Source organism: Paraburkholderia acidisoli (assembly GCF_009789675.1).
Classification (GTDB): Bacteria; Pseudomonadota; Gammaproteobacteria; order Burkholderiales; family Burkholderiaceae; genus Paraburkholderia; species Paraburkholderia acidisoli.
This window is the reverse complement of record NZ_CP046913.1, coordinates 3177032-3203406: the sequence shown is the minus strand read 5'-3', so window position 1 is coordinate 3203406 and position 26375 is coordinate 3177032. Positions and strand designations below refer to the sequence as shown.

Sequence of the window (26375 nt, the reverse complement as noted above, 5' to 3'; positions counted from 1 at the left end):
GCCGGGCGCGTTCCTGTCTTCTTATCTGCATGCCACCGCAATGACTCAGCCGCCACTGCCCGTCACCGTGCTCTCCGGTTTTCTGGGCGCGGGCAAGACCACGCTGCTCAACCATCTCCTCTCTAACCGCGCGGGCCTGCGCGTGGCCGTGATCGTCAACGATCTGGCCGCCGTCAATATCGACGCCGCGCTGGTGCGCGACGCCTCGGCGCTCACGCGCGTGGAAAATCCGCTCGTCGAATTGTCGAACGGCTGCATCTGCTGCACGCTGCGCGACGACCTGCCTGGCGAAGTGCGGCGTCTGGCCGATCCCGCGCAAGCCGGCCAGCGCTTCGACGCCATCGTGATCGAATCCACGGGCGTGGCCGAGCCAATGCCGATCGCCGAAAGCTTGACGTTCGACGGCGACGGCGAGAGCGCGCTTCACGAGCACGCGCGCCTCGACACGATGGTCACGGTGGTCGACGCATTCAACTTCCTGCGCGACTACGCGAGCGCCGAACAACTCGCGGAGCGCGGCGTCGCGCAAGACGAGGAGGACGACCGCACCATCGTCGAACTGCTGGTCGAGCAGGTGGAGTTTTGCGACGTGCTCGTCATCAACAAGGCCGATCTCGTGAGCGAGGACGAACTCGCGCATCTGCAACGCATTCTCGCGCGCATCAATCCGCGCGCGCAGCAGGTGGTCAGCCGCTTCGGCGCGGTGCCGCTCGAGGCCGTCATCAACACGGGCCGCTTCGATTTCGACGCGGCGTCGAGCGCGCCGGGCTGGCTCGCTTCGCTGCGCGCCGAGCACGAGCATGAGCACGCCCACGATGACGATCACGCGCAGTGCGACGATCCCACGCACGATCACGGCCACGCGCATCGCCATGACGCCGGCGAATCTGGCATCGCCAATTTCGTGTATCGCGCGCGCCGCCCGTTTCATCCCGAGCGCCTGTGGGCGCTGCTGAATCAGGAATGGAAGGGCGTGCTGCGTTCGAAGGGTTTCTTCTGGCTCGCCACGCGCAACGACGTGACGGGCACGCTTTCGCAGGCGGGCGGCGTGTGCCGTCACGGTCCGGCGGGCACGTGGTGGGCGGCGCTGCCGCGCGAGGAATGGCCGCAGGACGCGGAGCTGGAACAGGAGATCGCGGCCGACTGGTTCGGCGACGACCTGAACGACGCGCGCATTGGCGACCGGCGTCAGGAACTGGTGATGATCGGCCTCGACCTCGATCGCGACGCATGGCGGGCGAAGCTCGACGCGTGCCTGCTCAGCGAAGCCGAATACGAAGCGGGTCCCGCGGCGTGGCAAGGTTTCGCCGACCCGTTCCCGTCCTGGGAACTCGACGACGACGACCACGATCACGACCATCATGACGACGGGCAGATCGTGCATCGTCCGCATTGATCGCGTCGATACACAACGCTGCGAGCCGGACAGCCCGGCCTCGCAAAAAGACAAACGGCGCCTTGAAGGCGCCGTTTTGTTTTCCCGCACTAGGCGAAAAAACCCGCCAGGGGCGGGTGTCAACTTGGAGCGGCAAGACTTAGCGCTTGTTGACGGCGTCCTTGAACGCCTTGCCAGCCGTGAACTTGACGGTCTTGGCTGCGGGAATCTTGATGGTTTCGCCGGTCTTCGGGTTGCGACCCGTACGCGCTGCACGCTTGCCCGAACCGAAGCTGCCGAAGCCGATCAGCTGCACTGCGTCGCCCTTCGACACCGACTTCTTGATCACTTCGAGAAGCGTGTCCAGCGTTTCGCCGGTTTGTGCCTTGCTTGCGCCCGTCTGTCCCGCGACGGCATCGATCAGTTCCTGTTTATTCATTGAGAAGTTCCTTTCTGGTTTAGGTTGACACGAACAGCGCGAACGCGCCGATTATACGGACGCGTGCCGCGCCGTCGAGCAGCGACGGACCCGGAGCTCCCCGGCGTTTCGCGTTGCGGCGGCGCGCATGAGCGCTTTCGCCGCAACGGCCGTGCTGCCGCTTCCCTGGGCGGCGCTTGCTATGATAGCGCAGCGCAAACCCAATAACGACAAGGGTTTCGAAGATTTCGCGCGGTTTTGGACGGTTTTTTGGCGTACGGCGATGTTTTTGCCCGATCGCCCCCGCCAAACGCCCCTCGCGCGTTGCGCCGTGCCAACGCAGCATCGCCGCAAACCCCGGCCCAGCAAGCGATTGCGGCCGCGCCAGGCAAGCGCCGCGGCACCCTTCGCGGCGCGTTTCAAAGGCGCCGCGAACCGCTTCGAGGCCCGCACCGCATTTTTTCCGCCTCGAGCGTTTTTCATGACCGCCACGCTGATTCCCGCCACGCTCGCATTTCGCGACGACGGCATGCCGTTTTCGCCCCACTACGACGACGTCTATCACGGCATGTCGGGCGCCTTCACGCAGGCCGAAGACGTCTTCCTGCGCGGCAACGAACTGCCGCAGCGCTGGCAGAACCGGCGCGTGTTCACCGTGGTGGAAACGGGATTCGGTCTGGGCGTGAACTTCCTCGCGACATGGGCCGCATGGCGCGACGACCCGGCGCGCTGCGAGCGGCTGCACTTCGTCTCGGTCGAAAAACATCCGTTTTCGCGCGACGATCTGCGCGCGGCGCTCGGGGCCGTCGTTGGCAAGGACGTTGGCGCAGGCGTTGACGAGAGCGGCCATTCGAAAGCGCTGCCGCTCGCGCAAGCGCTCGTCGACGCCTGGCCCATGCTCGTGCCGGGCGTGCATCGGCTCGAATTCGAAGGCGGCCGCGTCACGCTCACGCTCGCGTTCGGCGACGCCATCGACCTGTTTCCCAAACTGTGGATGCGCGCCGACGCGATCTATCTCGACGGTTTCGCGCCCGCGAAAAATCCCGAACTCTGGTCGCTGCCGATCTTCAAGGCGCTCGCGCGCATCGCGGGCGAGGGCGCGACCTTCGCCACCTGGAGCAGTGCCGGCGACGTGAAGCGCGCGCTCGAACAATGCGGCTTCGAATACCGCAAGGTGGCGGGCACGAGCGGCAAATGGGCGATGCTGGTCGGCCGCTTCGCGCCGCGCTGGCGCGTGCGCCGGCACGAGCCGCCACTGCCGCTCGCGCTCCGGGAACGGCATGCGGTGGTGGTGGGCGCGGGGCTGGCCGGCTGCGCGCTGGTCGAACGGCTCGCCGCGCGTGGCTGGAAAGTCACGCTCGTGGAGCGCAACGACGCGCCCGCGCGCGAGGCCTCGGGCAATCCCGCCGGCGTGTTTCATCCGCTCATCGCGCGCGACGACAACAGCGCCTCGCGCATCACGCGCGCGGGCTTTCTGTATGCGCGGCAACGCTGGGCCGCGCTCGAAGCGGCGGGCCACGCGCCGGTGCGCTCGAACGCGGGTCTCCTGCATCTCGCCACCGACGACGAGTCACGCGCGGTCGCCGCGGCGCTCGCCTCGTCCGGGCGCGCGCCCGACGCCGCGTTACGGTATCCGAAGGAATTCGTCACGCCCGTCTCGCGCGAGGAAGCCGAGTCCATCGCGGGCGTCGCGCTCGCGCACGGCGGCTGGTTCTATCCACTCGGCGGCGCGATCGATCCCGCTTCGCTGTGCCGCGCGCAACTGGACTACGCCACGGCACTGCCCGGCGCGCAGGTGGAAATGCGCTTCGGTGTCCGAATCGCACGTATCGAGCGTGAGAAGAACGGCGATACCGCGAGCGACTGGCAACTCTTCGACGATGCCGGGCAGCGCGTCGCGCAAGCGGGCGTCGTGATCTTCGCGAACGCGCAGGACGCCTCGCGTCTCGCCGCGCTCGATCACGCGCCCACGCGCATCGTGCGCGGCCAGCTCACGCTCGTGGATGCCAGTCCGCTCGACGGCTTGCGCGTGCCGGTGATCGGCGAGGGCTACGCGGTGCCGCTGCCGCAAGAGGTGACGCTCGTGGGCGCGACCTACGAAGTGGACGACACCGGCACCGACCTGCGCGCCGCCGGTCATGCCGAAAACATCGAGCGCGTCGCGCAGATGCTGCCCGAACTCGCGGCCGTGCCAGCCGGTGCCCAACGCGATGGGGACCGCGGCGAGGCGCCTTGCGACGAACACCGGGTGGCGCAGTACGCGGGCCGCGTGGCGTTTCGCTGCGTGACGAGCGACCGCATGCCGATGCTCGGCCAGCTCGGCGACGAAGCCGCCGCCCGCCGCGACGCGCAACGGCTCGCCGGCGCGTGGCCGCTCGACCTGCCGCGCGCGCACGGTCTGTACGGCGCGTACGCGTTCGGCTCGCGCGGGCTCGTGTGGGCGTCGCTGGGCGCGGAACTGATCGCCGCGCAGCTCGAAGGCGAACCGTGGCCGCTCGAACACGAACTCGCCGATCACCTCGATCCCGCGCGCTTTCTGCAACGGGCGCTGCGCCAACGCGACGTGTAAGCAATCGGGCCGTGCACGGGTTATCCCCGCGAAGCTGTGGATAACCGCGCGGATTGCAGGCGAACGAAGTGTGGAACCGATGTGGACGTAAACGGGGTAAGTCGAGCGACGCTTCGCGCCCCCAGAAAGTTGTTCTTCGAAGCGCTTGCGGTCCGCACATGCAAACCGTCCGGTTGTGCGCGCGCCAACTCGCTGATATCCCGAGGTAAACACGGGTTATCCACAGAAAATCCAGGGACTTGTTAACTATTACTACGTATACATACGGTAAACCGTAAACCCGAAGCTAGCGCCACCGGTATCGGGAATGCCCAACCGCGCAGGCCGATAATCGGCTGAAGAATCGCGACGAAACCGCAAGCTCGCGCAACGCGACATCAGCGGAAAATTTCCGGTCATTTTTTCCACCACTGTCATCAAATGTGTGCAAACTGGACGTAATTACCGTCTTCGCGCTGGCTTTCGGTTTAGCCGGGACAATTGCAAAAAAGCTATGGCACAATCGCCGGACTTTTCCGCGTCGAATGCCGCATCAGAACGGCTGACGCATCCAAGGAACGGATGCCGCGTGACCTGAATCTGAGTGCTCAGGAAGCCGGCTGCGTTCGTTTCTCCACCTCGGGCGTCACTGTCGCGCAGAACCGCGCACAGGACGCGCCCGTACCGGCTGTTCGCCGCACTACCGTGCCGGTGCAATGGTTCCCGCACTCGCCGCCGCCCTGCGCGAGGTTCTGTCTGTCGGACCGAACCCGGTCGCGTATGAGCGCGTGGGCGCGCGCAGGTGCCGCGGGTGCCTTCAGCGCGTGTCGGCGCCGCATCGCGGGCGCACGAGGCGCGGCGTGGTTCGCTCCGTGATCCGCTCCGTTTCCCAGGGTAACCCCGGGTCGCATACGGTTCGGGTAGCGGCGCTCGGGACGCGCGGCACGCCGCTTGCCCTGAGTGCGAATCGCTGTCGCTCTAACGTCGGACAGCCGGACTGTCTTCTTGCCAAGGAGAAGCCTCCACGATGAAGTCGGCGTTTTCGTTCTTTCCCGCCTGGCCGTTGCAGCTCGACGGTATTTTCTGGGCCGGGCTTGCGTTGCTCGCCGCGGGTCTCTTCGGTGAGCTCTGCTATCGCGCGTGGCGTTTGCCGCGCATTTCGGGCTATGGCGTGATCGGCTTGATTGCCGGTTCGGCCGGCTTCGGCGTGATCGACGCCGACGTCGCGACCTCCGCGCGGCCCCTGCTCGACGTCGCGCTCGGGCTGCTGCTGTTCGAGCTGGGCAGCCGGCTCGATTTGCGCTGGATTCGCCGCAACCCGTGGCTGATCCTTTCCAGCGTGGCCGAGTCGACGCTCACGTTCGTTTTCGTGCTCGTCGTGCTGCTGTTCCTTTCCGTGCCGGCGATGATCTCGATCGTCGTGGCGTCGATCGCCATGGCCACCTCGCCCGCCATGGTGATCCAGCTCAAAGTCGAGCTGCGCGCCGAAGGCCAGGTCACGCAGCGCCTGCTCACGCTCACGGCGCTCAACAGCATCTATGCCGTGGTGATCGAAAAGCTCGCCTCGAGCTGGCTGCATCAGGAAATCTACGGCAACGTGTTCGCGACGATCCTCCAGCCGCTCTACCTGCTGGTGGGCTCGATCGTGCTCGCGTATCTGCTCGCGCGCGCCTGCACGCTGTTCTACCGGCGCTTCAGCCTGAGCCCGCAGGACGAGCATTCGTTCGTCGCGCTGTTCGGTCTCGTGCTGCTCGCGATTGCGGTAGCGCATCTGCTCAAGCTCTCGACCATCCTGAGCCTGCTCGCGGCCGGCATCATCGTGAAAAATCGCGAGGCGCGCCCGCAGCTGTGGCCGCAGCACTTCGGCACGGCCGGGTGGCTGCTCACCGTGATTCTGTTCGTGCTCACGCTCACCACGTTCCAGTGGCACGACATTGCGGTGGGCGGGCTCGCGGCGGCGGGGCTGATCGTCGCGCGGCTCGTGGCCAAGCTCCTCGGCGTGCTGATGTTCGCCAAGCCGAGCGGCCTCGAATGGAAGCAGGGCGTGGCGCTCGGTCTCGCCCTGACACCAATGTCGGCGCTGGCCTTCCTGCTTGTCGAAGATACTTACGACCTCTATCCGAACTTCGATCCGAGCCTGCGCGCCATCATTCTGTGCGCGATCGTCGTGCTCCAGCTGTTCGCGCCGTGGGTCGTGTACCGCGTGCTCGCGCTCGTCGGCGAACGCGACGAACCATGAAAGACGCGGTGCGCGCGGCGGCGCTGAATGGCGCTGCCGCGCGCGCCGCCTTGCCACATCGCGCGGGCCCGCAGCGCAGTCGCGCGCGCGGGCATCGCGCCGTCCAACAGGGGACGCCATGTCACTAGAAACATTTGTCGATTCGAAGCCGTTCACGTTCGGCGTCGAACTCGAAATGCAGATCGTCAACACGCACGACTACGACCTGACCAAAGCGGGCAGCGACATCATGCGGCTCATCAAGGATCAGGAGATTCCGGGCAACATCACGCCCGAAATCACCGAAAGCATGATCGAGCTGTCCACCGGTATCTGCACGCACCACGAGCAGGCCGTCACCGACCTGCGCAAGATTCGCGACGTGCTGGTGGCCGCGGCCGACCGGCTCAACGTCGGGCTGTGCGGCGGCGGGACGCACGCGTTCCAGCAATGGAGCGACCGGCGTATCGTCGATACCCCGCGCTTTCAGTATCTGTCGGAGCTGTACGGCTATCTCGCGAAGCAGTTCACGGTGTTCGGCCAGCACGTGCATATCGGTTGCCCCGACGCCGACAGCGCACTGTTCCTGCTGCATTCGCTTTCGCGCTTCATTCCGCATTTCATCGCGCTCTCGGCGTCCTCGCCGTACGTGCAGGGCGTGGACACGGGCTTCCATTCGGCCCGCCTGAATTCCGTGTTCGCGTTCCCGTTGTCGGGCCGCGCGCCGTTCGTGCTCAGCTGGGAAGACTTCAAGGACTACTTCTCGAAGATGGTGCACACGGGCGTCGTCAACAGCATGAAAGACTTCTACTGGGACATTCGCCCGAAGCCCGGTTTCGGCACGATCGAAGTGCGCGTGATGGACACGCCGCTCTCGGTCGAGCGCGCGGCCGCGATCGCGTGCTACATCCAGACGCTCGCGCGCCATCTGCTCACCGACCGGCCGATCACGCCGCGCGAGGACGACTACCTCGTCTACACGTTCAACCGTTTCCAGGCGTGCCGATTCGGTCTGGCCGGCACCTGCGTGAATCCGCAAACGGGCGAGCGTCGCACGATTTCCGAGGACATCCTCGAAACGCTCGACACCATCGCGCCACACGGCGAAGCACTCGGCTCGACGCGCGCACTGGCCGAAATCGCGACGCTCGCACGCGCGCAGAACAACGACGCGAGCTGGTTGCGCAACGTGGTGGCCGAGGAAAAGTCGCTGCACGAGGCGGTGCGTCAGCAGTGCCTGCAATGGCGCGCTTGAGTTCGAGCCGCGCCATGTTCGTAACGAACGGCAATACGAGGGCGAACCTCAAGGACCACTGAGTAATTTTTGGTGATGCGGTTTTGGCGAAATAAAGGCAAGAGCCAGAACGCCGGAAGACGCATTCTGGAACGAAAGGGAGACGAAGGGCGGCACGGCGGGAAACCGCGTGCCGCCCTTCGTGCTTTCAGCCGTCTGAAAGCTTCGTGAGGTTGCACGCCGCCAAGGCGCGGCAAGCCGCCAAAAGCGCGACCGAATGCAACGGAGTGCGAACCAGGCCACACTTTTTTGCCGCACCCGGAATTTTTTTTGGCAAGCTGAAGGTACCTGGTTGTTCTTACTTTTTTGATCCAGACCAGTCTTTTTGTTCGGTTCGCTGACGAAATCCGTACGCGGTCGTGGGTAAGGTTCGAAATCCCTGCAAACTCAATGGACTGCGTGCACGAACGCGCGCGACAATTGGCGTTTTCCGGGCATTTTTCAGGGGTTTTCAGGCGATTCGGGCGGCGTGCCGCGGCGCGTACCGGCACACGTTTGCGGTGCCAATCGCGCGCTGCGCGACGGTTGTTCGATTGCAATCACCCGCTTATCAACGGGTTATCCACAATTGAGCCGGGATAAGTTAGCTGTGCGATTTCTCACTCTCGCATAGAATGGCGGTTTGCTGCGAAGGCATCAGGACGGGAAGGACGTTTTGGGCTCGAGCGGCAAGGCAACGAGACTGGGCAGCGCACCGCGTTTTGCGCAGTACGAGCCGTAAATTTTTGAGATGGTGCGGCGTTCGGGCAGACCGGGCGCCGGCGTTCCCCACAGGCTGCCGAACAACAGGCGGCTGACGATGCAGCGCAAGCTGCCAATAAACCAGCGAAAGACTATGAGCGAAGGCGTATACGGAGAGCAGGCAGCCGGGCGGGTGACCCATAGCCTGCTGCGACTTAGCACGGCAATGCGGAGCCAGGCGTGGGACTGGGCCGAAGGGGCAGGGCTCACGCCTACCCAGGGCGAAATTCTCGTGCTGCTGATGCAGCGCAAGGGGCCGATGCGCCTCGGCGAGATCGCCCGTGAAACGGCACTCACGGCGGCCACCACGAGCGACGCGGTGAGCACGCTCGAAACCAAGGGACTCGTCGAAAAGCGCCGCGCGCTCGACGACGGCCGCGCGCTCGCCGTGCGCCTGACCACGCGTGGCCGCACGGCCGCGAAGAAGGCGTCGCAATGGCCGGACTTCCTCTCGAAGGCGGTCGGCACGCTGAAGGCCGACGAGCAATCGGTGCTGTATCGCACGCTGCTCAAGACCGTCTACCTGCTCGAAGCGCAGGAAACCAGCCCGCAGCACCGCATGTGCCTCACCTGCGCGCACTTCGAGCCGAGCAAGAATTCGAAGAAGACGCCGAGCCACTGCAGCTTGCTGAACCTCGACATGGCCGATACCGATCTGCGTCTCGACTGTTCGGTGTACCAGCAGGCCGACGCGACGACCCAGAAAAAGAACTGGAAGATCTTCGCGCAGTAAGCGCGCAAGCGTGCCGCGTTTTACTACCTGCGTGCGCCGCGTGCGTGTTTTCACGGCAAACGGCGCGCGCGGGATCGGCAAACTCGCGGCTGACCTCGCGCCTCGCTGCGCGACTGCCTTGTGTTCGACGCCGTTCGCGCCACGCGCTTCGTGCGGGGAACGCGCTGCCATAGCAGGCGGCGCGGTCACACGAAGTGCGGGTTCCAGGCTGGCACGGCCGGGCGGCCATTCGCCCGCCACGGCCACTGTCGTCGCCACCGTCTTCGCCACGCCGGACCTGCCCGGTTCGCGTGCGTGGCCTCTCCCGCCGTCCCCAGGAAAGTGCTGATGAATCGCGAAGTATTGGCCGTTCGCCATGTCTATTTCGAGGACCTCGGCAGCTTCGAGCGCGTGCTCGGCGACCGTGGACGTCCCGTGCGTTACGTCGATGTCGGTTTCGCACGCGTGGCTGCGCTCAATCCCTTGTCGGCTTCGCTGATGGTGATTCTCGGCGGCCCGATCAACGCCGTCGACGACGCGCGTTATCCCACCCTCACGCCGCTCGCCGGCATGATCGAAAAGCGCATCGCGGCGGGGCTGCCCACGCTCGGCATCTGTCTCGGCGCGCAGCTCATCGCGCGCGTGCTCGGTGCGCGCGTGTATGCGGGCCCGCAGCCCGAGATCGGCTGGACGCCGCTCACGCTCACCGACGCGGGCCGCGCCTCGCCGCTCGCGCACCTCGACGCCGCGGCGACCTCCATGCTGCATTGGCACGGCGACACCTTCGACCTGCCGAACGGCGCCACGCGCCTCGCGTCCACGCCGCTGTGCGAGAACCAGGCGTTCGCGTGGGGCGAGCACGTGCTCGGTCTGCAATGTCATCCGGAAGTGCGCGCCGATCGCTTCGAGCCCTGGCTCATCGGTCACGCGGCCGAGATCGGCGCGGCGGGCGTGGACGTGAATGCGTTGCGCGCCGACACCGCGCGCCACGGTCCGCAACTCGAAGCGCAGGCGAGCCGCATGTTCGGCGAGTGGCTCGATATCGTCGATGGGATCGCGGCCGCGCGCCAGCAGCCTTGATGGGCCGGATTGGCCCGTCGCCAATCGCGCGCGCGTAGCGCGTGCACCGCGAACGGGTCGAATGCGACTCGCTCGATGCGCGGAGCCTCGGCGCGCGCAGCGAACGCGGCGTACGCATGTGACCCGTCGTGTCCAGTCATGCCTGATCGCGCCCAATTGCGCGAAATCGCGCGCACGTGCCGCGTCGCACATGCGCCGTAGCTTCCGCGCATACGTCCTGCCGTCGACACATCGCGCCCGAAGCCTTCACACCTCACGGCAACCCACGCGGCAACCTCTCGGCCGCTGCGCCTCGGGCCGCTCCAAGCGCGCGCAAAACACGCGTGCTATTCTCGGACGCTTCCGCCAACCGTCCGTGGACTCTTCATGAGCACGCTCTTTTCTCCGCTCGAACTTCGTGGCATGACGCTCGCGAATCGCATCGTCGTCTCGCCGATGTGCCAGTACTCCGCCGAGCGCGGCGAAGCCACCGACTGGCACATGATCCATCTCGGCCATCTCGCGCTCTCGGGCGCGGCCATGCTCTGCATCGAAGCCACGGCCGTGGAACCCGACGGCCGCATCACGCCCGGCGACCTCGGTCTCTGGGACGACGTGACCGAAGCCGCGCTCAAGCCGGTGATCGAAGCGATCCGCCGTCATTCGCCCATCCGCATCGCCATGCAGATCTCGCATGCGGGCCGCAAGGCGTCGAGCCACGTGCCCTGGGAAGGCGGTCAACTGATCCCCGTGGCCGAAGGCGGCTGGTTGCCGCACGCGCCTTCCGCGCTGCCCCACAAGGAAGACGAAACGCCGCCGCTCGCGCTCGACGTCGCGGGTCTGAATCGCGTGCGCGACGCGTTCGTGGCCACGGCGCGGCGGGCCGCGCGGCTCGGTATCGACGCGCTCGAAGTGCATGCGGCGCACGGCTATCTGCTGCATCAATTCCTCTCGCCCATCGCGAATCAGCGCACCGACGAATACGGCGGCTCGCGCGAAAACCGCATGCGTTTTCCGCTCGAAGTGTTCGAAGCGGTACGCGCCGAATTCCCGGCGGATCGCCCCGTGGGCGTGCGCGTTTCCGCCACCGACTGGGTCGACGGCGGCTGGACGCCGGAAGACACGGTGGCGTTCGCACTCGAACTCAAGCAGCGCGGCGTGGACTGGATCGACGTGTCTTCGGGCGGTGTCTCGCCGCTGCAGAAGATCGCGCTCGGACCCGGCTATCAGGTGCAGTTCGCGCGCAAGGTGAAGGCCGAAACCGGCGTGCCGACCATTGCCGTGGGCCTCATCACCGACGCGTTGCAGGCCAACCAGATTCTCGAAGACGGCGACGCCGACATGATCGCGATGGCGCGCGCCATGCTCTACGATCCGCGCTGGCCGTGGCACGCGGCCGCGCAACTGGGCGCGACCGTCAACGCGCCGCCGCAGTACTGGCGCTCGCAACCGCGCGATCAAAAGAACCTGTTCGGCGAGACGACGCTGGGCCAACGTTGATGCGCGCAGTGCGCCGCGTGCAGGTATCGCGGTGCGGCTCGCGTAGCGTTGAACGCCGCACGGGTTGAACGAAGCCCGCGCGAGCGTGTACGATGCCGTCTGTGGCGCGCGGAGCGTCGCATGAGCGCGGCGCCCACGTGGCGCCGCGTTTGCATGAGGACTCATGCAACGCGCGGCCCCGGCGGCGGTTACGCAGACCGTCGCGCGGATCGATCGTCAGCGAATCAAGCGGCACAAGACGGCGTGAGAATGAATCCGCGCAGGGCGCGTGCGGCGCTCGCAGCGTCGGAACGGTCTCCCCTCGGTACTTCACAAGGACTCATCAATGAGCGGACGCAGGATCGTCGTGCGCCAGTCGGGCGTGCACGGCAAGGGCGTGTTTGCGGCAGCGCCGATCGCCGCGGGCGAGCGGCTGATCGAATACAAGGGCGAGCGCATTTCGTGGAAGGAAGCGCTGCGGCGTCATCCGCATAATCCCGACGAACCGAATCACACGTTCTACTTCGCGCTCGAAGAAGGCGACGTGATCGACGGCAAGGTGAACGGCAACAGCGCGCGCTGGATCAACCATTCGTGCGCGCCGAACTGCGAAGCCGAAGAGATCGAAGGCCACGTCTACATTCACGCGCTGAACGACATCGCCGAAGGCGAGGAACTGTTCTACGACTACGGTCTCGTGATCGACGCGAAGCAGACCAAGAAGCTCAAGCGCGAATACGAATGCCGCTGCGGCGCGCGCAAGTGCCGCGGCACCATGCTCGCGCCGCCCGAGAAAGAGAAGGACAAGGGTGCGAAGAAGAGCAAAAAGAAGAAGTGAGCGCGATGCGCGTTGAGCGTTGCGCTGCTGGAAAATGAGAAGGGCCGCATCGAGCGGCCCTTTTTTATTGCGCGCTGAGGCAGACACACAACCCGCGCGACGATTCGCTTAGTCGATGCTCGTCTGGTGCGCGGGCTTGTTCGCGTCTTGCGGCGCGTCCTGCGTTTCGTCGATGTCCGCTTCCTCGAGGTCCTTCGCGTCCCTCGCGTCTTTCGCGTCCTTCGCGTGGTTCGCGGGCCTGTCCTTCAGCGGCAATGCGCGGCGGCTCGTGAGCGGCACCCGCACGATGAAGCGCGCGCCGCCGTCGGGCGCGTCTTCGTAATGCACGCTGCCGCGATGCAACGTCATGATGTCGTGGACGATGGCGAGACCGAGGCCCGCGCCGCTATCCACGCCGCTCTCGGTCTGACCGTCGCCGCGGAAGAAGCGTTTGAAGAGATCGGCTTGCTGGGCGCCGGGCACGCCGCGGCCGTTGTCCTCCACGACGATCTCGGCCATCGGCACGCCTTCGACGAGCGACTGCGAGACCGTCACGGTAATGCGGCCGCCTTCGGCGCGCGCGGGCGGCAGATACTTGAGCGCGTTGTCGAGCAGATTGGCGATCACTTCGTGCAGCAGCACGGGATTGCCGCGCGCCATCAGCGGCGTGTCGTTGTCGGGATCGTCGAGACGCTGGAAGCCCAGGTCGACATGCCAGGCGAGCGCGCGCGGCACCCATTCCGCGCCGGTCTCGAACGCGAGCGCGGCCATGTCGATATCGACGAAACGCGCCGCCTGTTCGCCCGGCTCCGCCCGCGCGAGCGAGAGCAGCTGATTCGAGAGACGCACCGCGCGGTCCGCGGCGGCACGCAACTCGCGCACGGCGTCGCTGACCTTTTGCGGCTCGCGCGCGTTCACGGCCTGCTCCGCGTGCAGCTTCACGGCGGTGAGCGGCGTACGCAATTGATGCGCGGCGTCGGCGATGAACTTGCGCTGGCCCTCGAGCGCGGTCTTCAGGCGCCCGAGCAGCGCGTTGAGCGCGCCGGTGAGCGGCCGGATCTCGACCGGCACATAGGTTTCGTCGACTGGCTCGAGCGAGGTGTGCGTCTGACGGTTGAGCGAGTCGGCGAGGGCGGTGAGCGGGTTGAGCTGCTGGTTCACCACACGCCACACGATCACCCAGCCCGCGAGCAGCAACAGCAGCAGCGGCATCATGATCGCGACGAGAAACTCGGCGGCGATACGAAAGCGGTGATGCACGGGCTGACCCACTTCCACGACGATGGGGTTGCCGGTGGGCTGCGGCACGCGCACTTGCGCCACGCGCACGCTCACGCCCTTGTAGACGGTTTCGAACACGTACGCGTAGTGCATGCGGCGCACGTTGGTGCCTTGCAGCGGCAGGTCGTGGTCGCCGGCGATTTCGGTGTCGCCGTTGCTGATGCGATAGACGAGGTGCTCGACGGGGTCGGAGAACATGGCTTGCGCGAGCGGCGGCACGCTCTCGGGCGCGTCGGCGCCGGCAATCTGGATCTGTCGCGAGATGGCCGTGGCGAGGTCGGCGAGCGAGCGATCGACCACGTGTTGCGTGTATTGCCACGCCAGCCAATAGGCGATCAAACCGCTCATGAGCGCGAGCAGCGAGAGCGGGGCGGCGAGGCGCCGCAGCAGGGTGCGCCGCAGACTCGTTGCGGCCGGTTGGGACATGATGGTGGCGGGCGGTTTCAGGCGACGATGGACAAGGCGCGGATCGCGCGCTGGGCTGCGATCCACACGGCATCGGTCATTGTACGCGGGCCGCGCGGCGAGTGCGCAAGCGGCCCGAAAGCGCCCGCCCGGGCGCGTGGCGCCAGCCAGGCCGCGCGGTGGAGCGCGGCTGGCCTTGCCCATCGAGAGGCTCGATCAGCGCGTGTAGCGCGCCGGTGGCCGGTCTGGCGCGGCCTCAGGCCGCCTGGCGGATTTCCTGGAGCAGATAGCCGAAGCCGCGCACCGTGACGATTTCCACCCGGCAGCTCTCGAGCTTTTTACGCACGCGGTGCACGTAGACTTCAATGGCGGTGTCGCCCAGATCGCCGCCGAAATGCGTGAGGTGATCCTGCAGTTGCGCCTTGCTCACCACGCGGCCGTGACGCAGCAGCAGCATTTCCAGCACGGCGAATTCGCGCGGCGAGAGTTCGAGCGGCTTGTCGTCGTTGAAGATGCGGCGGTCGACGCCCGACAGGCGCACGCCGCCCAGCGAAACTTCGGGGCGCGGCACGTCGCCGTGCGGGCCGCTGCGGCGCATCACGGCGCGAATGCGCGCTTCGAGTTCGGCCGGCTCGAACGGCTTGAGCATGTAGTCGTCGGCGCCCGAATTGAGGCCCTGGACGCGGTCGTTGAGTTCGTCGCGCGCGGTCAGCACGATCACGGGCGTGTGACGGTTGCTTTGGCGAAAGCGCGAGAGCAGCGTCATGCCGTCGATGCCCGGCAAGCCGAGGTCGAGGATCACCAGCTCATGACGGTTTTGCGTGAGAGCCTGTTCGGCGAAGATGCCGTCGTGGACCATGTCGACCGTGAAGCCGGCTTGTTCGAGGCTGGACTGGATACCGCGTGCGATGGGGCGGTCGTCTTCGATCAGAAGGAGTCGCATGGGATTCGCTCAAGTACAAAAGGTTTAGCGTTCAGGCAGGCAGTTCGCGAAGCGTCGCTCGCGACAGGAAACAGCGCAGGGATGCGGCGACCGGGCGGCGCCGCGTGCGACAGTTGCACGATCACGATCCACATGTCCGATATTTCGATCATCGAACCCAAAGCCGCGCGCCACTCGTGCGCAACCGCTCGCCTTCGAGCGACGATGAACTCACGTTGTGCCCGGAGCGCGCTCCAGGCCCTATGCGTCGCTGATTGTACAGCGTAGGACGGTCCTGACACCGGAAGGGACAGTGACGTTTTGGACCTGTTTGCGCGTGCCGTGACGCAGTCTTACGTGTCCCTTAACAACAGCCTCTAGAACTGAAGGTTTGGACCCCTGATGCTTTGCAAAAGGCTTTCATTCCAGCATAGACGTTGCCGAACGACCTTGCGCGCGGGGTGCGCGGTTTTTGCGTTGCCGCCGCGCCGTCGCTGCGCAGTTGTCGTGCGGTCGTTGCGGGTTCAAGCGTCGGGCGCGATCGAATCGATGAAGCGCGCCAGCTCGAGGTCGCGCGTGGTGAGGCCGTCCGCCTCGTGCGTCGAGAGCGTGATCTCCACGCGGTTGTAGACGTTGAACCACTCGGGATGGTGATCCATTTCCTGCGCCTTGATCGCCACGCGCGTCATGAAGCCGAACGCGGCGTTGAAGTCGGCGAACTTGAGCTGACGCTGGATCGCGTCGCGGCCCGCGACGGCCTGCCAGTCGCGCAGCGTGGCAAGTTGCTGCGTGCGCTCTTCGGATGTGAGTCGGTTGATCATGATGACACCTCGTATCGGACGTGGAAGGAAACAGCGGGACGCCCGCGAACGCGCATGCGTTGCGCCCGCCGCATCAAGGAATTGTCGATGTTTTTGCGGATGCGCGCGGCCGGCGTGATGCGCCGCTCGCCTCGCGCGTCGTCCGTCACATGTCGTCGCCGGCCGGCCAGCCTTCGCGCGTGCCGCGCGTGATGACGATGTCGCCGGGCAGCACGTCGCCGGCGGCGTGCGGCGCGACGTCGATCAGGCGCGCCGCACTGCCGAGCCGCGACTCGATCCCGGCGCCGAGCGCGTCGAATAGCTGTGCGAACGAATCGATCACGAAGTAGGTTTTCTGGAACGTGTCGATGCGATAACGCGTGTGCAGCACGCGGTCGAGATCGAACGCGAGCCGGTTGGGCGCGGCGCTTTCCACGCTATACAGCGTTTCGCCCTTGCTGGAGACGATGCCCGCGCCGTAGATCTTCACGCCGTTGGGCGCGTTCGGTTCGCGCATCAAGCCGAATTCCACGGTGTACCAGTAGAGGCGCGCGAGCAGCGGCAGCGCGCGGGCTTCCACGCCGAGCGCGGCGCGACCGTAGGCCTGGATGGCATCGGCGAAAACGGGGTCGGCAAGGAGCGGCACGTGGCCGAACAGGTCGTGGAAGCAGTCCGGCTCCTGCAGATAGTCGAGCTGGTCGGGACGGCGCATCCACCAGGTCACCGGAAAGCGGCGGTTCGCGAGATGCTCGAAGAAGATGCGGTCGGGCACGAGGCCCGGCACCGCGACGATACGCCAGCCCGTGGCCGCCATCAGGCGCTCGCTCACCGCCTCGAACGAAGGCACGTGCGCGACGTTCAGGCCGATGCGCAGCGCGCCTTCGATAAACGCGTCGCAGGCGCGGCCTTCGAGCAGCGCGCGTTGGCGGCGGTACAACAGGTCCCAGACGGCGTGATCGGCCGCGCTATAACGCTCGTACGGCTGGTCGATCGTGAAGTCGGGACGGGTGGTGAGACCCGCGTCGAACTGCTCCTGCAGTTTCGCGGTTGCGGCGGCCATGCTGGGTGCTCCACTCGAGGCTGGTCAAAGCCTGAAAGTCTAGAGCGGGAGGCACGCGGTATGCGCGCATTTTCAATGAGATAGTGCGTAAATATGCAATAATTACGCGTATTAAGCCATTTACATGCAGATTTCCATCATGCTCGAACTCGATCACTTCGATCTCGCGCTGCTCGACGTGCTTCAGCGCTTCGGCCGCGCCACGCATCAGCAACTCGGCGAACAGGTGCCGCTTTCGCCTTCGCAGATCGGGCGGCGCCTGCAGCGTCTGGAGGCGGCGGGGGTGATCGACGGCTATCGCGTGGTGTTGCGGCCGGAGAAGCTCGGGCTGGGCGTGACGGCGTTCACGAGCCTCAAGCTCAAGCATCACGGGGATTCGATCATCGAGCAGTTCCAGCAGCAGATCGACGTGCTGCCCGAAGTGCTCGAATGTCATGCGGTGGTGGGCGACGCCGACTATCTGCTGCGCATCGTCGCGCCCGATCTGAACGCGCTGTCGACCTTCGTCATGAAGAAGCTCATGCGCGTGCCCGGGGTGGACAGCGTGCGCTCGAACATCGTGCTCACGACATTCAAGCGCAATGGGCCGCTGCCGCTCGGGCATCTGGAGCCGGGCGCGCCGGCGCCTTGAGGCGGTCTCGACGCTTGCCCGTGCGGACGCCTTACGCGGCGTTCGCGTTCGCGGTGTTCAGCAGATCGACATAGGCGACCGAGACGAGATCGCTTTCCGCCACGCCGAGCTTCGCGAACATCTCGTGGGCTTCGGCTTCGCCGCCTTGCTCGTCGTCGTCGGGGCCGAGCACGACTTCGAGTTCCACGAAGTCGCCGAGACCGTCCACGCGGTCGAGGTGAATGCGCGTGCGTCCCGCGAGATACACGTGGCGCTCCTTCGAGACGATGCCGCGCGTGGTGAGCGCCGTGGCGAGCAGCGAGTGCATCGCTTCCGCATTGGTCACGGGGCTGCGCGTGTAGTACGACGCCTTCGGTCCTTCGCGGTCGTCGCGCTGATAAAAGATCAGTTCGGGCGGCGTGCCGTCGTCGAACTGGCGCAGCTTCAGACGGCCGCGCGGCACGTCGTAGAAGAAGTCCTGCTGACGGAAGATGAGCGGCGCGTCCGGCGCGAGCTGGGCGGCGCGGTCGCGCAGAGCGTCGAACTGACGGGCGCGGGCTTTGATTTCGATGTTGCGGGCCATGCAAGCTCCTGTAGCACGAGGGAACGATGGAGGTGGCACGCCTTCGGCGTGATGGGACGCACGCCAAAAGCGTGACGAAAACGCGGAGCGAACGCCCAATCTAGCAAAACTCGCGTGACAGCGCAGTTACACGGTCATCGGCATGATCGATAAATCGCGTTCGACGCCTCGCGACCGGCGGCGGGTGGCGGGCGACCGGCGGCGGCCGAAGTGCGAAGTGCGAAGTGCGACGCGTGACGCGCGAAAGCGCAGGCGAGGGCGATGGCGGATGACGAATGCGCGATTCCCGCGCATCGAGCGTGCGCCGTCATGAGCGCGGCTCATATCGCGAGGGCTTTCCCGCGCGCGTGTTCTGCCCACATCGCGTCATATCGCCCATTGCGTTTCGATCGCCTTGAGCGCCGCCGCGATCACGGGCTCGTCGCGGCGCGCGGCGAGCGTGACGAAGGTGAGTTCGGTGGGCACCGTCACGCCTTCGACGATGGTGAGCGCGTGCGCATGCGCCTCGGCAATGGCGATCGCGTCGCGCGCGAGCGAGAGTCCCACGCCCGACTTCACGAGATCGAGCATCGACGGTTCCTGATCCACTTCGGCAACCTTCACGGGCTTCGCCTGCGCGGCTTCGAACAAGGTGGTGAGCAGACGATTGTGAGCGGAGGCGGGCGGCGTCCAGATCCACGGCAGCGCCGCGAGCGAGCGCCAGTCGCGCGCGCCCTTCACGCGATCCTTCCAGCCGGCGGGTGCCAGCACGCGGTACTGGAAGCGCGTGAGCGTGAGCGCGTGAAACGCTTCGTCGGGAGCGGGGCGGCCAATGTAATACCCGACGTCGAGTTCGCGCGAACGCAACTGGTCGAGCACCCAGCCCGACATGCCGTGGCGCAGCGCCGTTTCGATCTGCGGCCAGGTTTCCACGAGTTCGCGCAGAAAGCCGCCCAGCCGCAGAAACGCGGGGTCGAGGATCGTGCCGATACGCAGGCGCCCGCGCACTTCATGCCGCAGCGCAGCAGCGGCGCGCAGCACGTCGCCGGCGGCGGCGAGCGCGCGTTCGGCGTGCGGCAGCAGCGCCTGGCCGTCGCGCGTGAGCGCGAGGCCGTGCGAGGTGCGCGTGAACAGCGTGACGCCGAGCGTTTCCTGCAAATGCTTGATCTGCAAGCTCACGGCCGGTTGCGTGAGATGCAGATGCGCGGCCGCGCGCGTGAGGTTGCCCTCGCGCGCGACCGTGACGAAAGCGCGAAGCAAGGTCAGGTCCATGCGCTGATATTAAACCGGCTTATATCGCAATTGAGCATTAATCATTGGATCGCGCGTGTGCCTCGCGATTACGCTAGTTGTCCGGGTTGCGCCTAAGCTTTCAGCAGAAGTACGGCGAGAAACACCGCGGAAGCACGGGAGCCGCGCTGAAACCGCATCCGTAGCTGCATACAGATTCCTCCACGAAAGAGGCACATATGGGCGAGACACATCAAAGCGAGGCGGGCGTGCGCACGCTCACGCATTTCATCAACGGCAAGCCGGTGGCGGGCACGAGCGAGCGATTCGGCGAAGTCTTCAATCCCGCGTTCGGCAAGGTCAGTGCGCGCGTGCCGCTCGCGAGCGTGGCCGAAGTCGACGCGGCCGTGGCCGCCGCGCAGGCCGCCTCCGTGGCATGGGCCGAAACGCCGCCCATCAAACGCGCGCGCATCCTCTTCAAGTTCAAGGATCTGCTCGACCAGCATCACGACGAACTGGCCGAACTCATCACGCGCGAGCACGGCAAGGTGTTCTCGGATGCGAAAGGCGAGGTCATGCGCGGCATCGAAGTGGTCGAGTTCGCGTGCGGCATTCCCAACCTGCTCAAGACCGATTTCACCGATCAGATTGGCGGCGGCATCGACAACTGGAATCTGCGCCAGCCGCTCGGCGTGGTCGCGGGCATCACGCCGTTCAACTTTCCGATGATGGTGCCGTGCTGGATGTTCCCGGTCGCGCTCGCGTGCGGCAACACCTTCGTGCTGAAGCCTTCCGAGCGCGATCCGTCGGCTTCGCTGCGGCTCGCAGAACTGCTCAAGGAAGCGGGTCTGCCCGACGGCGTGTTCAACGTCGTGCACGGCGATAAAACGGCGGTCGACGCGCTGCTCGCGCATCCCGACGTCGCCGCGCTCTCGTTCGTGGGTTCGACGCCCATCGCCGAATACATCTACACGGAAGGCACGAAGCACGGCAAGCGCGTGCAGGCGCTGGGCGGCGCGAAGAACCACCTCGTCGTGATGCCCGACGCCGATCTCGACCAGGCCGTGGATGCGCTGATTGGCGCGGCGTACGGCTCGGCGGGCGAGCGCTGCATGGCGATCTCGGTGGCGGTGGCCGTGGGCCATATCGCCGACGAACTGATCGAGCGTCTCACGCCGCGCGTGCAGTCGCTGCAGATCGGCAGCGGCATGGACGGCAACTCGGAAATGGGGCCGCTCGTCACGGGCGCGCATCGCGCGAAAGTGGAAGGCTATATCGAGGCGGGCGTCACGGCGGGCGCGAAGCTCGTGGTGGATGGGCGCGGGCACAGCGTGCAGGGTCACGAGGAGGGTTTCTTCCTGGGCGGCACGCTGTTCGATCACGTCGCCACCGACATGACGATCTACAAGGACGAGATTTTCGGGCCGGTGCTTTCGGTCGTGCGCGTGGCGGATTTCGCGAGCGCGGTCGATCTCATCAACGCGCACGAGTTCGGCAACGGTGTTTCATGTTTCACCTCCGATGGCGGCGTGGCGCGTGCGTTCTCGCGGCAGATCAAGGTGGGGATGGTGGGCATCAACGTGCCGATTCCCGTGCCGATGGCGTGGCATTCGTTCGGCGGCTGGAAGCGCTCGCTGTTCGGCGACCATCACGCGTACGGCGAGGAAGGCGTGCGCTTTTATACGCGCTACAAGAGCATCATGCAGCGCTGGCCGGACAGCATCGCGAAGGGCGCGGAGTTCACGATGCCGGTGGCGAAGTAGGCGCAGGTGACGGCGCCGGGCGCATCATCAGGAAACCGAAATATATCGGTCGCTCGAGCGATTAGGACGGCTTTGCATGGGACTGGAGTAACTGCTGAAGCAGTAACTCCAGTCGACAGGAGACAAACCATGAGTGCAGACGCTGCAAAACGTCGCCTCGAAGGCGAGTTCGATTACGTGATCGTGGGCGCCGGCACGGCGGGCTGCGTGCTCGCCAACCGGCTCACCGAAGACGCCGACGTCACCGTCCTGCTCATCGAGGCAGGCGGCAAGGACGACTATCACTGGATCCACATTCCGGTCGGCTATCTGTATTGCATCGGCAATCCGCGCACCGACTGGCTCTACAAGACCGCCGCCGAAAAAGGCCTCAACGGCCGCGCCCTCGCGTATCCGCGCGGGCGCGTGCTCGGCGGATCGTCGTCGATCAACGGCATGATCTACATGCGCGGCCAGCGCGACGACTACGACGGCTGGGCGCGCGCCACGGGCGACGCCGGTTGGTCCTGGGACAGCGTGCTGCCCGTGTTTCGCCGCAGCGAAGACCACCACGGCGGAGCGAGCGAGTTTCACGGCGCGGGCGGCGAATGGCGCGTCGAAAAACAGCGCCTCAAGTGGGAAATTCTCGAATCGTTTTCGCGCGCCGCGCAGGAGCAGGGCATTGCCGCCACCGACGACTTCAATCGCGGCGACAACAGCGGCATCGGTTATTTCGAGGTGAACCAGAAACGCGGCATCCGCTGGAACGCCGCGAAGGCGTTTCTGCGCGCGGCAATGAAACGGCCCAATCTCACCGTCGTCACGGGCGCGCTCACGGAACGCGTGATCTTCGAGGGCAAACGCTGCGTGGGCGTCGAATATCGCGGCGACGTGCCCTACGTCGCGCGGGCGCGCTGCGAGGTAATCCTCAGCGCGGGCGCCGTGAATTCGCCCAAGCTGCTGGAGCTGTCGGGCATCGGCGAGGCCGGGCGGCTCGCGCAACTCGGCGTGAGCGTCGTGCAGGACCTGCGCGGCGTGGGCGAAAACCTGCAGGATCACCTGCAATTGCGCATGGCGTATCGCGTGAACGGCGTGCGCACGCTGAATACGGCTTCGGCGCATTGGTGGGGCAAGCTCATGATCGGCATGCAATACGCGCTGATGCAAAGCGGGCCGATGTCGATGGCGCCCTCGCAACTGGGCGCGTTCGCGAAGTCGAATCCCGACGACCCCGAACTCACGCGCCCCGATCTGCAATACCACGTGCAGCCGCTCTCGCTCGATCGTTTCGGCGAGCCGCTGCATCGCTTCAACGCGTTCACGGCTTCGGTGTGCAACCTGCGGCCCACGTCGCGCGGCAGCATTCACGCGGTGTCGGCGGACCCGTTGCAGGCGCCCGCGATCGCGCCCAATTATCTGGCGACGGATCACGACCTCAGCGTGGCCGCGAATTCGCTGCGGCTCACGCGGCGCATTGCGGCTTCGGCGGCGCTCGCGCGTTATCAGCCGCACGAGATCCTGCCGGGCCTCGCCTATCAGACCGACGAGGAATTGCGCGAAGCGGCGGGCAACATCGGCACGACGATTTTCCACCCCGTGGGCACCTGCCGCATGGGCCGCCCCGACGACGCCGACGCCGTGGTCGACGCGCGGCTGCGCGTGCGCGGCGTGGCGGGCTTGCGCGTGGTGGATGCCTCGGTGATGCCGACCATTACCTCCGGCAACACGAATTCGCCCACGCTGATGATCGCCGAACGCGCTGCGGAGATGATGCGCGCCGATCGCCGCGAGGGCGCGCCCGCGATCGTGGAGGCGCGAACGGCCGCGACGCTCTCGACCGTGTGATTCGTGCGCAACAAAAAACCCCGTGCGGAAGGTCCGGTTCCGCGCGGGGTTTTATGCATTCCTCACATTCCGGGTAAACGGTGATGTATGGCGCATCTTCGTCTAACTTGCGCGCATATTGCGTGAATCTATCTGTAAGTGTTCAGTCGAAGGCGCGTGCGGAGCTCGGGCCGCGATTAAGTGCAAATCCCAATGATTGCGCTGCATCATTGGCGCGACAATGCGGTGAAACAAAAGTCGGCAGCGCGCGTGGCGCGCAGCGGGAGGCGCGCCGGAACGTCCGCGCCGGACCTCGTCGTGCGAGATCCGCACGCTTGCAGGTCTTCAGTGTTACGCCTTACTTCGCGTGGAAGGGGACATGATTCTCGGCGACACGATTCTGGAGACGCGCGACCTCACGAAACAGTTCAAGGGCTTCACGGCCGTGAACGGCGTGAACCTGCGCGTGTGCCGCGGTTCGATACACGCGCTCATCGGACCGAACGGCGCGGGCAAGACCACCTGTTTCAATCTGCTCACGAAGTTCCTCGTGCCGAGCGCGGGGCGCATCGTGTTCAACGGCATCGACATCACCAGCGAGCGGCCGGCGCAGATCGCGCGGCGCGGCATTATCCGCTCGTTCCAGATCTCGGCCGTGTTCCCGCATCTCACCGCGTTGCAGAACGTGCGCATCGGCTTGCAGCGCACGCTCGGCACCGCGTATCACTTCTGGAAAACCGAGCGCTCGCTCGCCGAACTCAACGACCGCGCGATGGACCTGCTCACGCAGGTGGGCCTCACGGATTTCGCCGACGTGCCGACCGTCGAACTCGCCTACGGCCGCAAGCGCGCGCTCGAGATCGCGACCACGCTCGCCATGGAGCCCGAACTCATGCTGCTCGACGAGCCGACCCAGGGCATGGGTCACGAGGACGTCGACCGCGTGACGGCGCTCATCAAGAAGGTCTCGGCGGGGCGCACGATCCTGATGGTCGAGCACAACATGAATGTGATCGCCGGCATCTCCGACACCATCACCGTGCTGCAACGCGGCGAAGTGCTGGCCGAAGGCAGCTACGCCGAAGTCTCGAAGAATCCGCTCGTGGCCGAAGCCTACATGGGCAGCGCGGACGCGGCGCTCGCGGGAGCGCACGCATGAACACCATGACGGAAAGCCCGGTGCTCGCCGAAACGGCCGCGGGCGCGGCGCAGGCGCTGGAGATCGCCGGGTTGCAAACGTGGTACGGCGAGTCGCACATCCTGCATGGCGTCGATCTGAGCGTGGCGCGCGGCGAGGTGGTCACGCTGCTCGGGCGCAACGGGGCGGGGCGCACGACCACGCTGCGCGCGATCATGGGCCTCACGGGGCGGCGCACGGGGTCGATCCGCGTGGGCGGGCGCGAAACCATCCAGATGCCGACCTATCGCATCGCGCATTGCGGCGTGGGCTATTGCCCGGAAGAGCGCGGCATCTTTTCCAGCTTGTCGTGCGAAGAGAATCTGCTGCTGCCGCCGAACATCGGCATGAAAGCGAAATCCGCCGAGGGTCTCGCGCAAGGCATGTCGCTCGACGAGATCTACACGATGTTCCCGAATCTCGCGGAACGCCGTCATAGCCCCGGCACGCGGCTCTCGGGCGGCGAGCAGCAGATGCTGGCCGTTGCGCGCATCCTGCGCACGGGCGCGAATCTGCTGTTGCTCGACGAGATCTCCGAAGGTCTCGCGCCCGTGATCGTGCAGACGCTCGCGCGCATGATCGTCACGCTCAAGGCGCGCGGCTACACCATCGTCATGGTCGAGCAGAACTTCCGTTTCGCGGCGCCGCTCGCGGACCGCTTCTACGTGATGGAGCACGGGCGCATCGTCGAGCATTTCGGCACGGCCGAGCTCGAAAGCAAGATGCCGGTGCTGCACGATCTGCTGGGCGTCTAGGTTCCTGTCTGGTTTTTCCGCGCGACACCACTCTGCCGCGCGCGTCGTCTTGCCTGAGTCAGTTCATGAAGTGTTCCTGAATAACAACGCAACCAAGGAGACTGCAATGAAGAAAACCACGTTCGCGCGGCTCGCGGCACTGTTCGCCGCTACGGCGGCCGCCACGGCGTTCTGCGCGGGGAACGCGCAAGCCGCCGACAACGCGGTGAAGATCGGCTTCATCACCGACATGTCGGGTCTGTATGCCGACGACGACGGCCAGGGCGGCCTCACCGCGATCAAGATGGCGATCGCCGACTTCGGCGGCAAGGTCAACGGCAAGCCGATCGAGATCCTCTACGCGGACCACCAGAACAAGGCGGACATCGCCGCGTCGAAGGCGCGCGAATGGATGGACCGCGACGGCCTCGACATGCTGCTCGGCGGCACGAACTCGGCCACGGCGCTCTCGATGAACCAGGTCGCGAACGAGAAGAAACGCGTCTACTTCAACACGGGCGCGGGCACGGACGCGCTCACCAACGAGCAGTGCACGCCCTACACGGTGCACTACGGCTACGACACGGTCGCGCTCGCCAAGGGCACGGGCCTCGCCGTGGTCAAGCAGGGCGGCAAGAGCTGGTTCTTCCTCACCGCCGACTACGCGTTTGGCAAGTCGCTCGAAAAGAACACGGCCGACGTCGTGAAGGCGAACGGCGGCCAGGTGCTCGGCGAAGTGCGGCATCCGCTTTCGGCCTCGGACTTCTCGTCGTTCCTGTTGCAGGCGCAGGCGTCGAAGGCCCAGGTGCTCGGCCTCGCGAACGCGGGCGGCGACTCGGTCAACTCGATCAAGGCGGCCAAGGAATTCGGCATTACCAAGTCGATGAAGATCGCCGCGCTGCTGATGTTCCTGCCCGACGTGAAGAGCCTCGGGCTCGAGACCACGCAGGGCCTCGTGCTCACGACGGGCTGGTACTGGGATCAGAACGACGCCACGCGCAAGTGGGCGCAGCGCTATTACGAGCAGACGAAGAAGGAACCGTCGGAACTTCAGGCCGCCGACTATTCGGTGGTGATGAACTACCTGAAGGCGGTGCAGGCCGTGGGTTCGACCGACGCCGACAAGGTCATGGCGCAGCTGAAGAAAACGAAGATCAACGACTTCTACACGAGCAACGGCTATATCCGCCAGGACGGCGTGCTGATCCACGACATGTATCTCGTCGAGGTGAAGAAGCCGTCCGAGTCGAAGGGGCCGTGGGATCTGTACAAGGTCGTGCAGACGATTCCGGGCGAGCAGGCGTACACGACCAAGGCGGAATCGAAGTGCGCGCTGTGGAAGTAAGCGCGCGCGTGTGATGCGATGG

General features: G+C 65.8%; 21 protein-coding genes. 14 read left to right on the top strand and 7 right to left on the bottom strand.

The window, feature by feature from the left end; genetic code table 11:
• Positions 1-40 precede the first annotated feature (40 nt).
• Complete coding sequence (locus FAZ98_RS14130) at positions 41-1396, top strand: GTP-binding protein (protein ID WP_158951773.1); 1356 nt, start codon at positions 41-43, stop codon at positions 1394-1396.
• Between the two features lie 139 nt (positions 1397-1535).
• Here the strand turns inward: FAZ98_RS14130 and FAZ98_RS14125 are convergent, their stop codons facing one another.
• Positions 1536-1814 carry an HU family DNA-binding protein gene (locus FAZ98_RS14125; RefSeq protein ID WP_006050811.1) on the bottom strand — a complete coding sequence of 93 codons (279 nt, stop codon included), beginning with the start codon at positions 1812-1814 and terminating at the stop codon, positions 1536-1538.
• Positions 1815-2274: 460 nt separating this feature from the next.
• Between FAZ98_RS14125 and mnmC the strand changes: the two genes are divergently transcribed.
• From mnmC to FAZ98_RS14090, 7 genes are all read left to right on the top strand, one after another.
• The gene (gene mnmC / locus FAZ98_RS14120; protein ID WP_158951772.1) at positions 2275-4362 is read left to right on the top strand and encodes a bifunctional tRNA (5-methylaminomethyl-2-thiouridine)(34)-methyltransferase MnmD/FAD-dependent 5-carboxymethylaminomethyl-2-thiouridine(34) oxidoreductase MnmC; all 2088 of its coding nucleotides are present in this window, start codon (positions 2275-2277) and stop codon (positions 4360-4362) included.
• 1006 nt (positions 4363-5368) lie between these two features.
• Positions 5369-6580, top strand: coding sequence for a cation:proton antiporter (locus tag FAZ98_RS14115; RefSeq protein WP_158951771.1), 1212 nt, complete (start codon positions 5369-5371; stop codon positions 6578-6580).
• Between the two features lie 118 nt (positions 6581-6698).
• The gene (locus FAZ98_RS14110) at positions 6699-7814 is read left to right on the top strand and encodes a YbdK family carboxylate-amine ligase (protein WP_158951770.1); all 1116 of its coding nucleotides are present in this window, start codon (positions 6699-6701) and stop codon (positions 7812-7814) included.
• An 874-nt stretch (positions 7815-8688) separates the two neighbouring features.
• Positions 8689-9327: a MarR family winged helix-turn-helix transcriptional regulator gene (locus FAZ98_RS14105; RefSeq protein ID WP_158951769.1), complete on the top strand. Its 639-nt coding sequence runs from the start codon at positions 8689-8691 to the stop codon at positions 9325-9327.
• Positions 9328-9654: 327 nt separating this feature from the next.
• Positions 9655-10386 carry a glutamine amidotransferase gene (locus tag FAZ98_RS14100; RefSeq protein WP_158951768.1) on the top strand — a complete coding sequence of 244 codons (732 nt, stop codon included), beginning with the start codon at positions 9655-9657 and terminating at the stop codon, positions 10384-10386.
• A gap of 366 nt (positions 10387-10752) precedes the next feature.
• Complete coding sequence (locus FAZ98_RS14095) at positions 10753-11865, top strand: NADH:flavin oxidoreductase/NADH oxidase (RefSeq protein WP_158951767.1); 1113 nt, start codon at positions 10753-10755, stop codon at positions 11863-11865.
• Between the two features lie 325 nt (positions 11866-12190).
• The gene (locus FAZ98_RS14090) at positions 12191-12682 is read left to right on the top strand and encodes an SET domain-containing protein (RefSeq protein WP_158951766.1); all 492 of its coding nucleotides are present in this window, start codon (positions 12191-12193) and stop codon (positions 12680-12682) included.
• Positions 12683-12790: 108 nt separating this feature from the next.
• Here the strand turns inward: FAZ98_RS14090 and FAZ98_RS14085 are convergent, their stop codons facing one another.
• From FAZ98_RS14085 to phhA, 4 genes are all read right to left on the bottom strand, one after another.
• Positions 12791-14368 carry a sensor histidine kinase gene (locus FAZ98_RS14085; protein WP_158951765.1) on the bottom strand — a complete coding sequence of 526 codons (1578 nt, stop codon included), beginning with the start codon at positions 14366-14368 and terminating at the stop codon, positions 12791-12793.
• Positions 14369-14603: 235 nt separating this feature from the next.
• The gene (locus FAZ98_RS14080) at positions 14604-15290 is read right to left on the bottom strand and encodes a response regulator (protein ID WP_091999860.1); all 687 of its coding nucleotides are present in this window, start codon (positions 15288-15290) and stop codon (positions 14604-14606) included.
• A gap of 503 nt (positions 15291-15793) precedes the next feature.
• Positions 15794-16090, bottom strand: coding sequence for a 4a-hydroxytetrahydrobiopterin dehydratase (locus tag FAZ98_RS14075; RefSeq protein WP_158951764.1), 297 nt, complete (start codon positions 16088-16090; stop codon positions 15794-15796).
• A gap of 145 nt (positions 16091-16235) precedes the next feature.
• The gene (phhA, locus tag FAZ98_RS14070; RefSeq protein WP_158951763.1) at positions 16236-17129 is read right to left on the bottom strand and encodes a phenylalanine 4-monooxygenase; all 894 of its coding nucleotides are present in this window, start codon (positions 17127-17129) and stop codon (positions 16236-16238) included.
• A gap of 139 nt (positions 17130-17268) precedes the next feature.
• Between phhA and FAZ98_RS14065 the strand changes: the two genes are divergently transcribed.
• A complete protein-coding gene (locus FAZ98_RS14065) occupies positions 17269-17760 on the top strand; it encodes an Lrp/AsnC family transcriptional regulator (protein ID WP_158951992.1) in 492 nt (163 codons plus the stop codon).
• A 31-nt stretch (positions 17761-17791) separates the two neighbouring features.
• Here FAZ98_RS14065 and FAZ98_RS14060 read toward each other — a convergent pair whose 3' ends face one another.
• Positions 17792-18322, bottom strand: a complete 531-nt coding sequence (locus FAZ98_RS14060; protein ID WP_158951762.1) for a class IV adenylate cyclase — start codon at positions 18320-18322, stop codon at positions 17792-17794.
• Between the two features lie 366 nt (positions 18323-18688).
• Entirely contained in the window at positions 18689-19573 is an 885-nt protein-coding gene (locus tag FAZ98_RS14055) for a LysR family transcriptional regulator (RefSeq protein ID WP_158951761.1), read from the bottom strand.
• 197 nt (positions 19574-19770) lie between these two features.
• Here FAZ98_RS14055 and FAZ98_RS14050 point away from each other — a divergent pair, with 197 nt between their 5' ends.
• The 5 genes from FAZ98_RS14050 to FAZ98_RS14030 all read left to right on the top strand — a co-directional run bounded on the left by FAZ98_RS14050 (position 19771) and on the right by FAZ98_RS14030 (position 26353).
• Complete coding sequence (locus FAZ98_RS14050) at positions 19771-21294, top strand: CoA-acylating methylmalonate-semialdehyde dehydrogenase (RefSeq protein ID WP_158951760.1); 1524 nt, start codon at positions 19771-19773, stop codon at positions 21292-21294.
• 129 nt (positions 21295-21423) lie between these two features.
• Complete coding sequence (locus tag FAZ98_RS14045) at positions 21424-23118, top strand: GMC family oxidoreductase (RefSeq protein ID WP_158951759.1); 1695 nt, start codon at positions 21424-21426, stop codon at positions 23116-23118.
• 358 nt (positions 23119-23476) lie between these two features.
• Positions 23477-24256, top strand: a complete 780-nt coding sequence (locus FAZ98_RS14040; protein ID WP_158951758.1) for an ABC transporter ATP-binding protein — start codon at positions 23477-23479, stop codon at positions 24254-24256.
• Positions 24253-25029 (top strand): ABC transporter ATP-binding protein, encoded by a 777-nt coding sequence (locus FAZ98_RS14035; RefSeq protein WP_158951757.1) that lies wholly within the window; start codon positions 24253-24255, stop codon positions 25027-25029. Before FAZ98_RS14040 ends, FAZ98_RS14035 begins: the two co-directional genes overlap by 4 nt.
• Positions 25030-25135: 106 nt before the next feature.
• Positions 25136-26353, top strand: coding sequence for an ABC transporter substrate-binding protein (locus FAZ98_RS14030; protein WP_158951756.1), 1218 nt, complete (start codon positions 25136-25138; stop codon positions 26351-26353).
• The last annotated feature ends 22 nt before the right edge of the window (positions 26354-26375 follow it).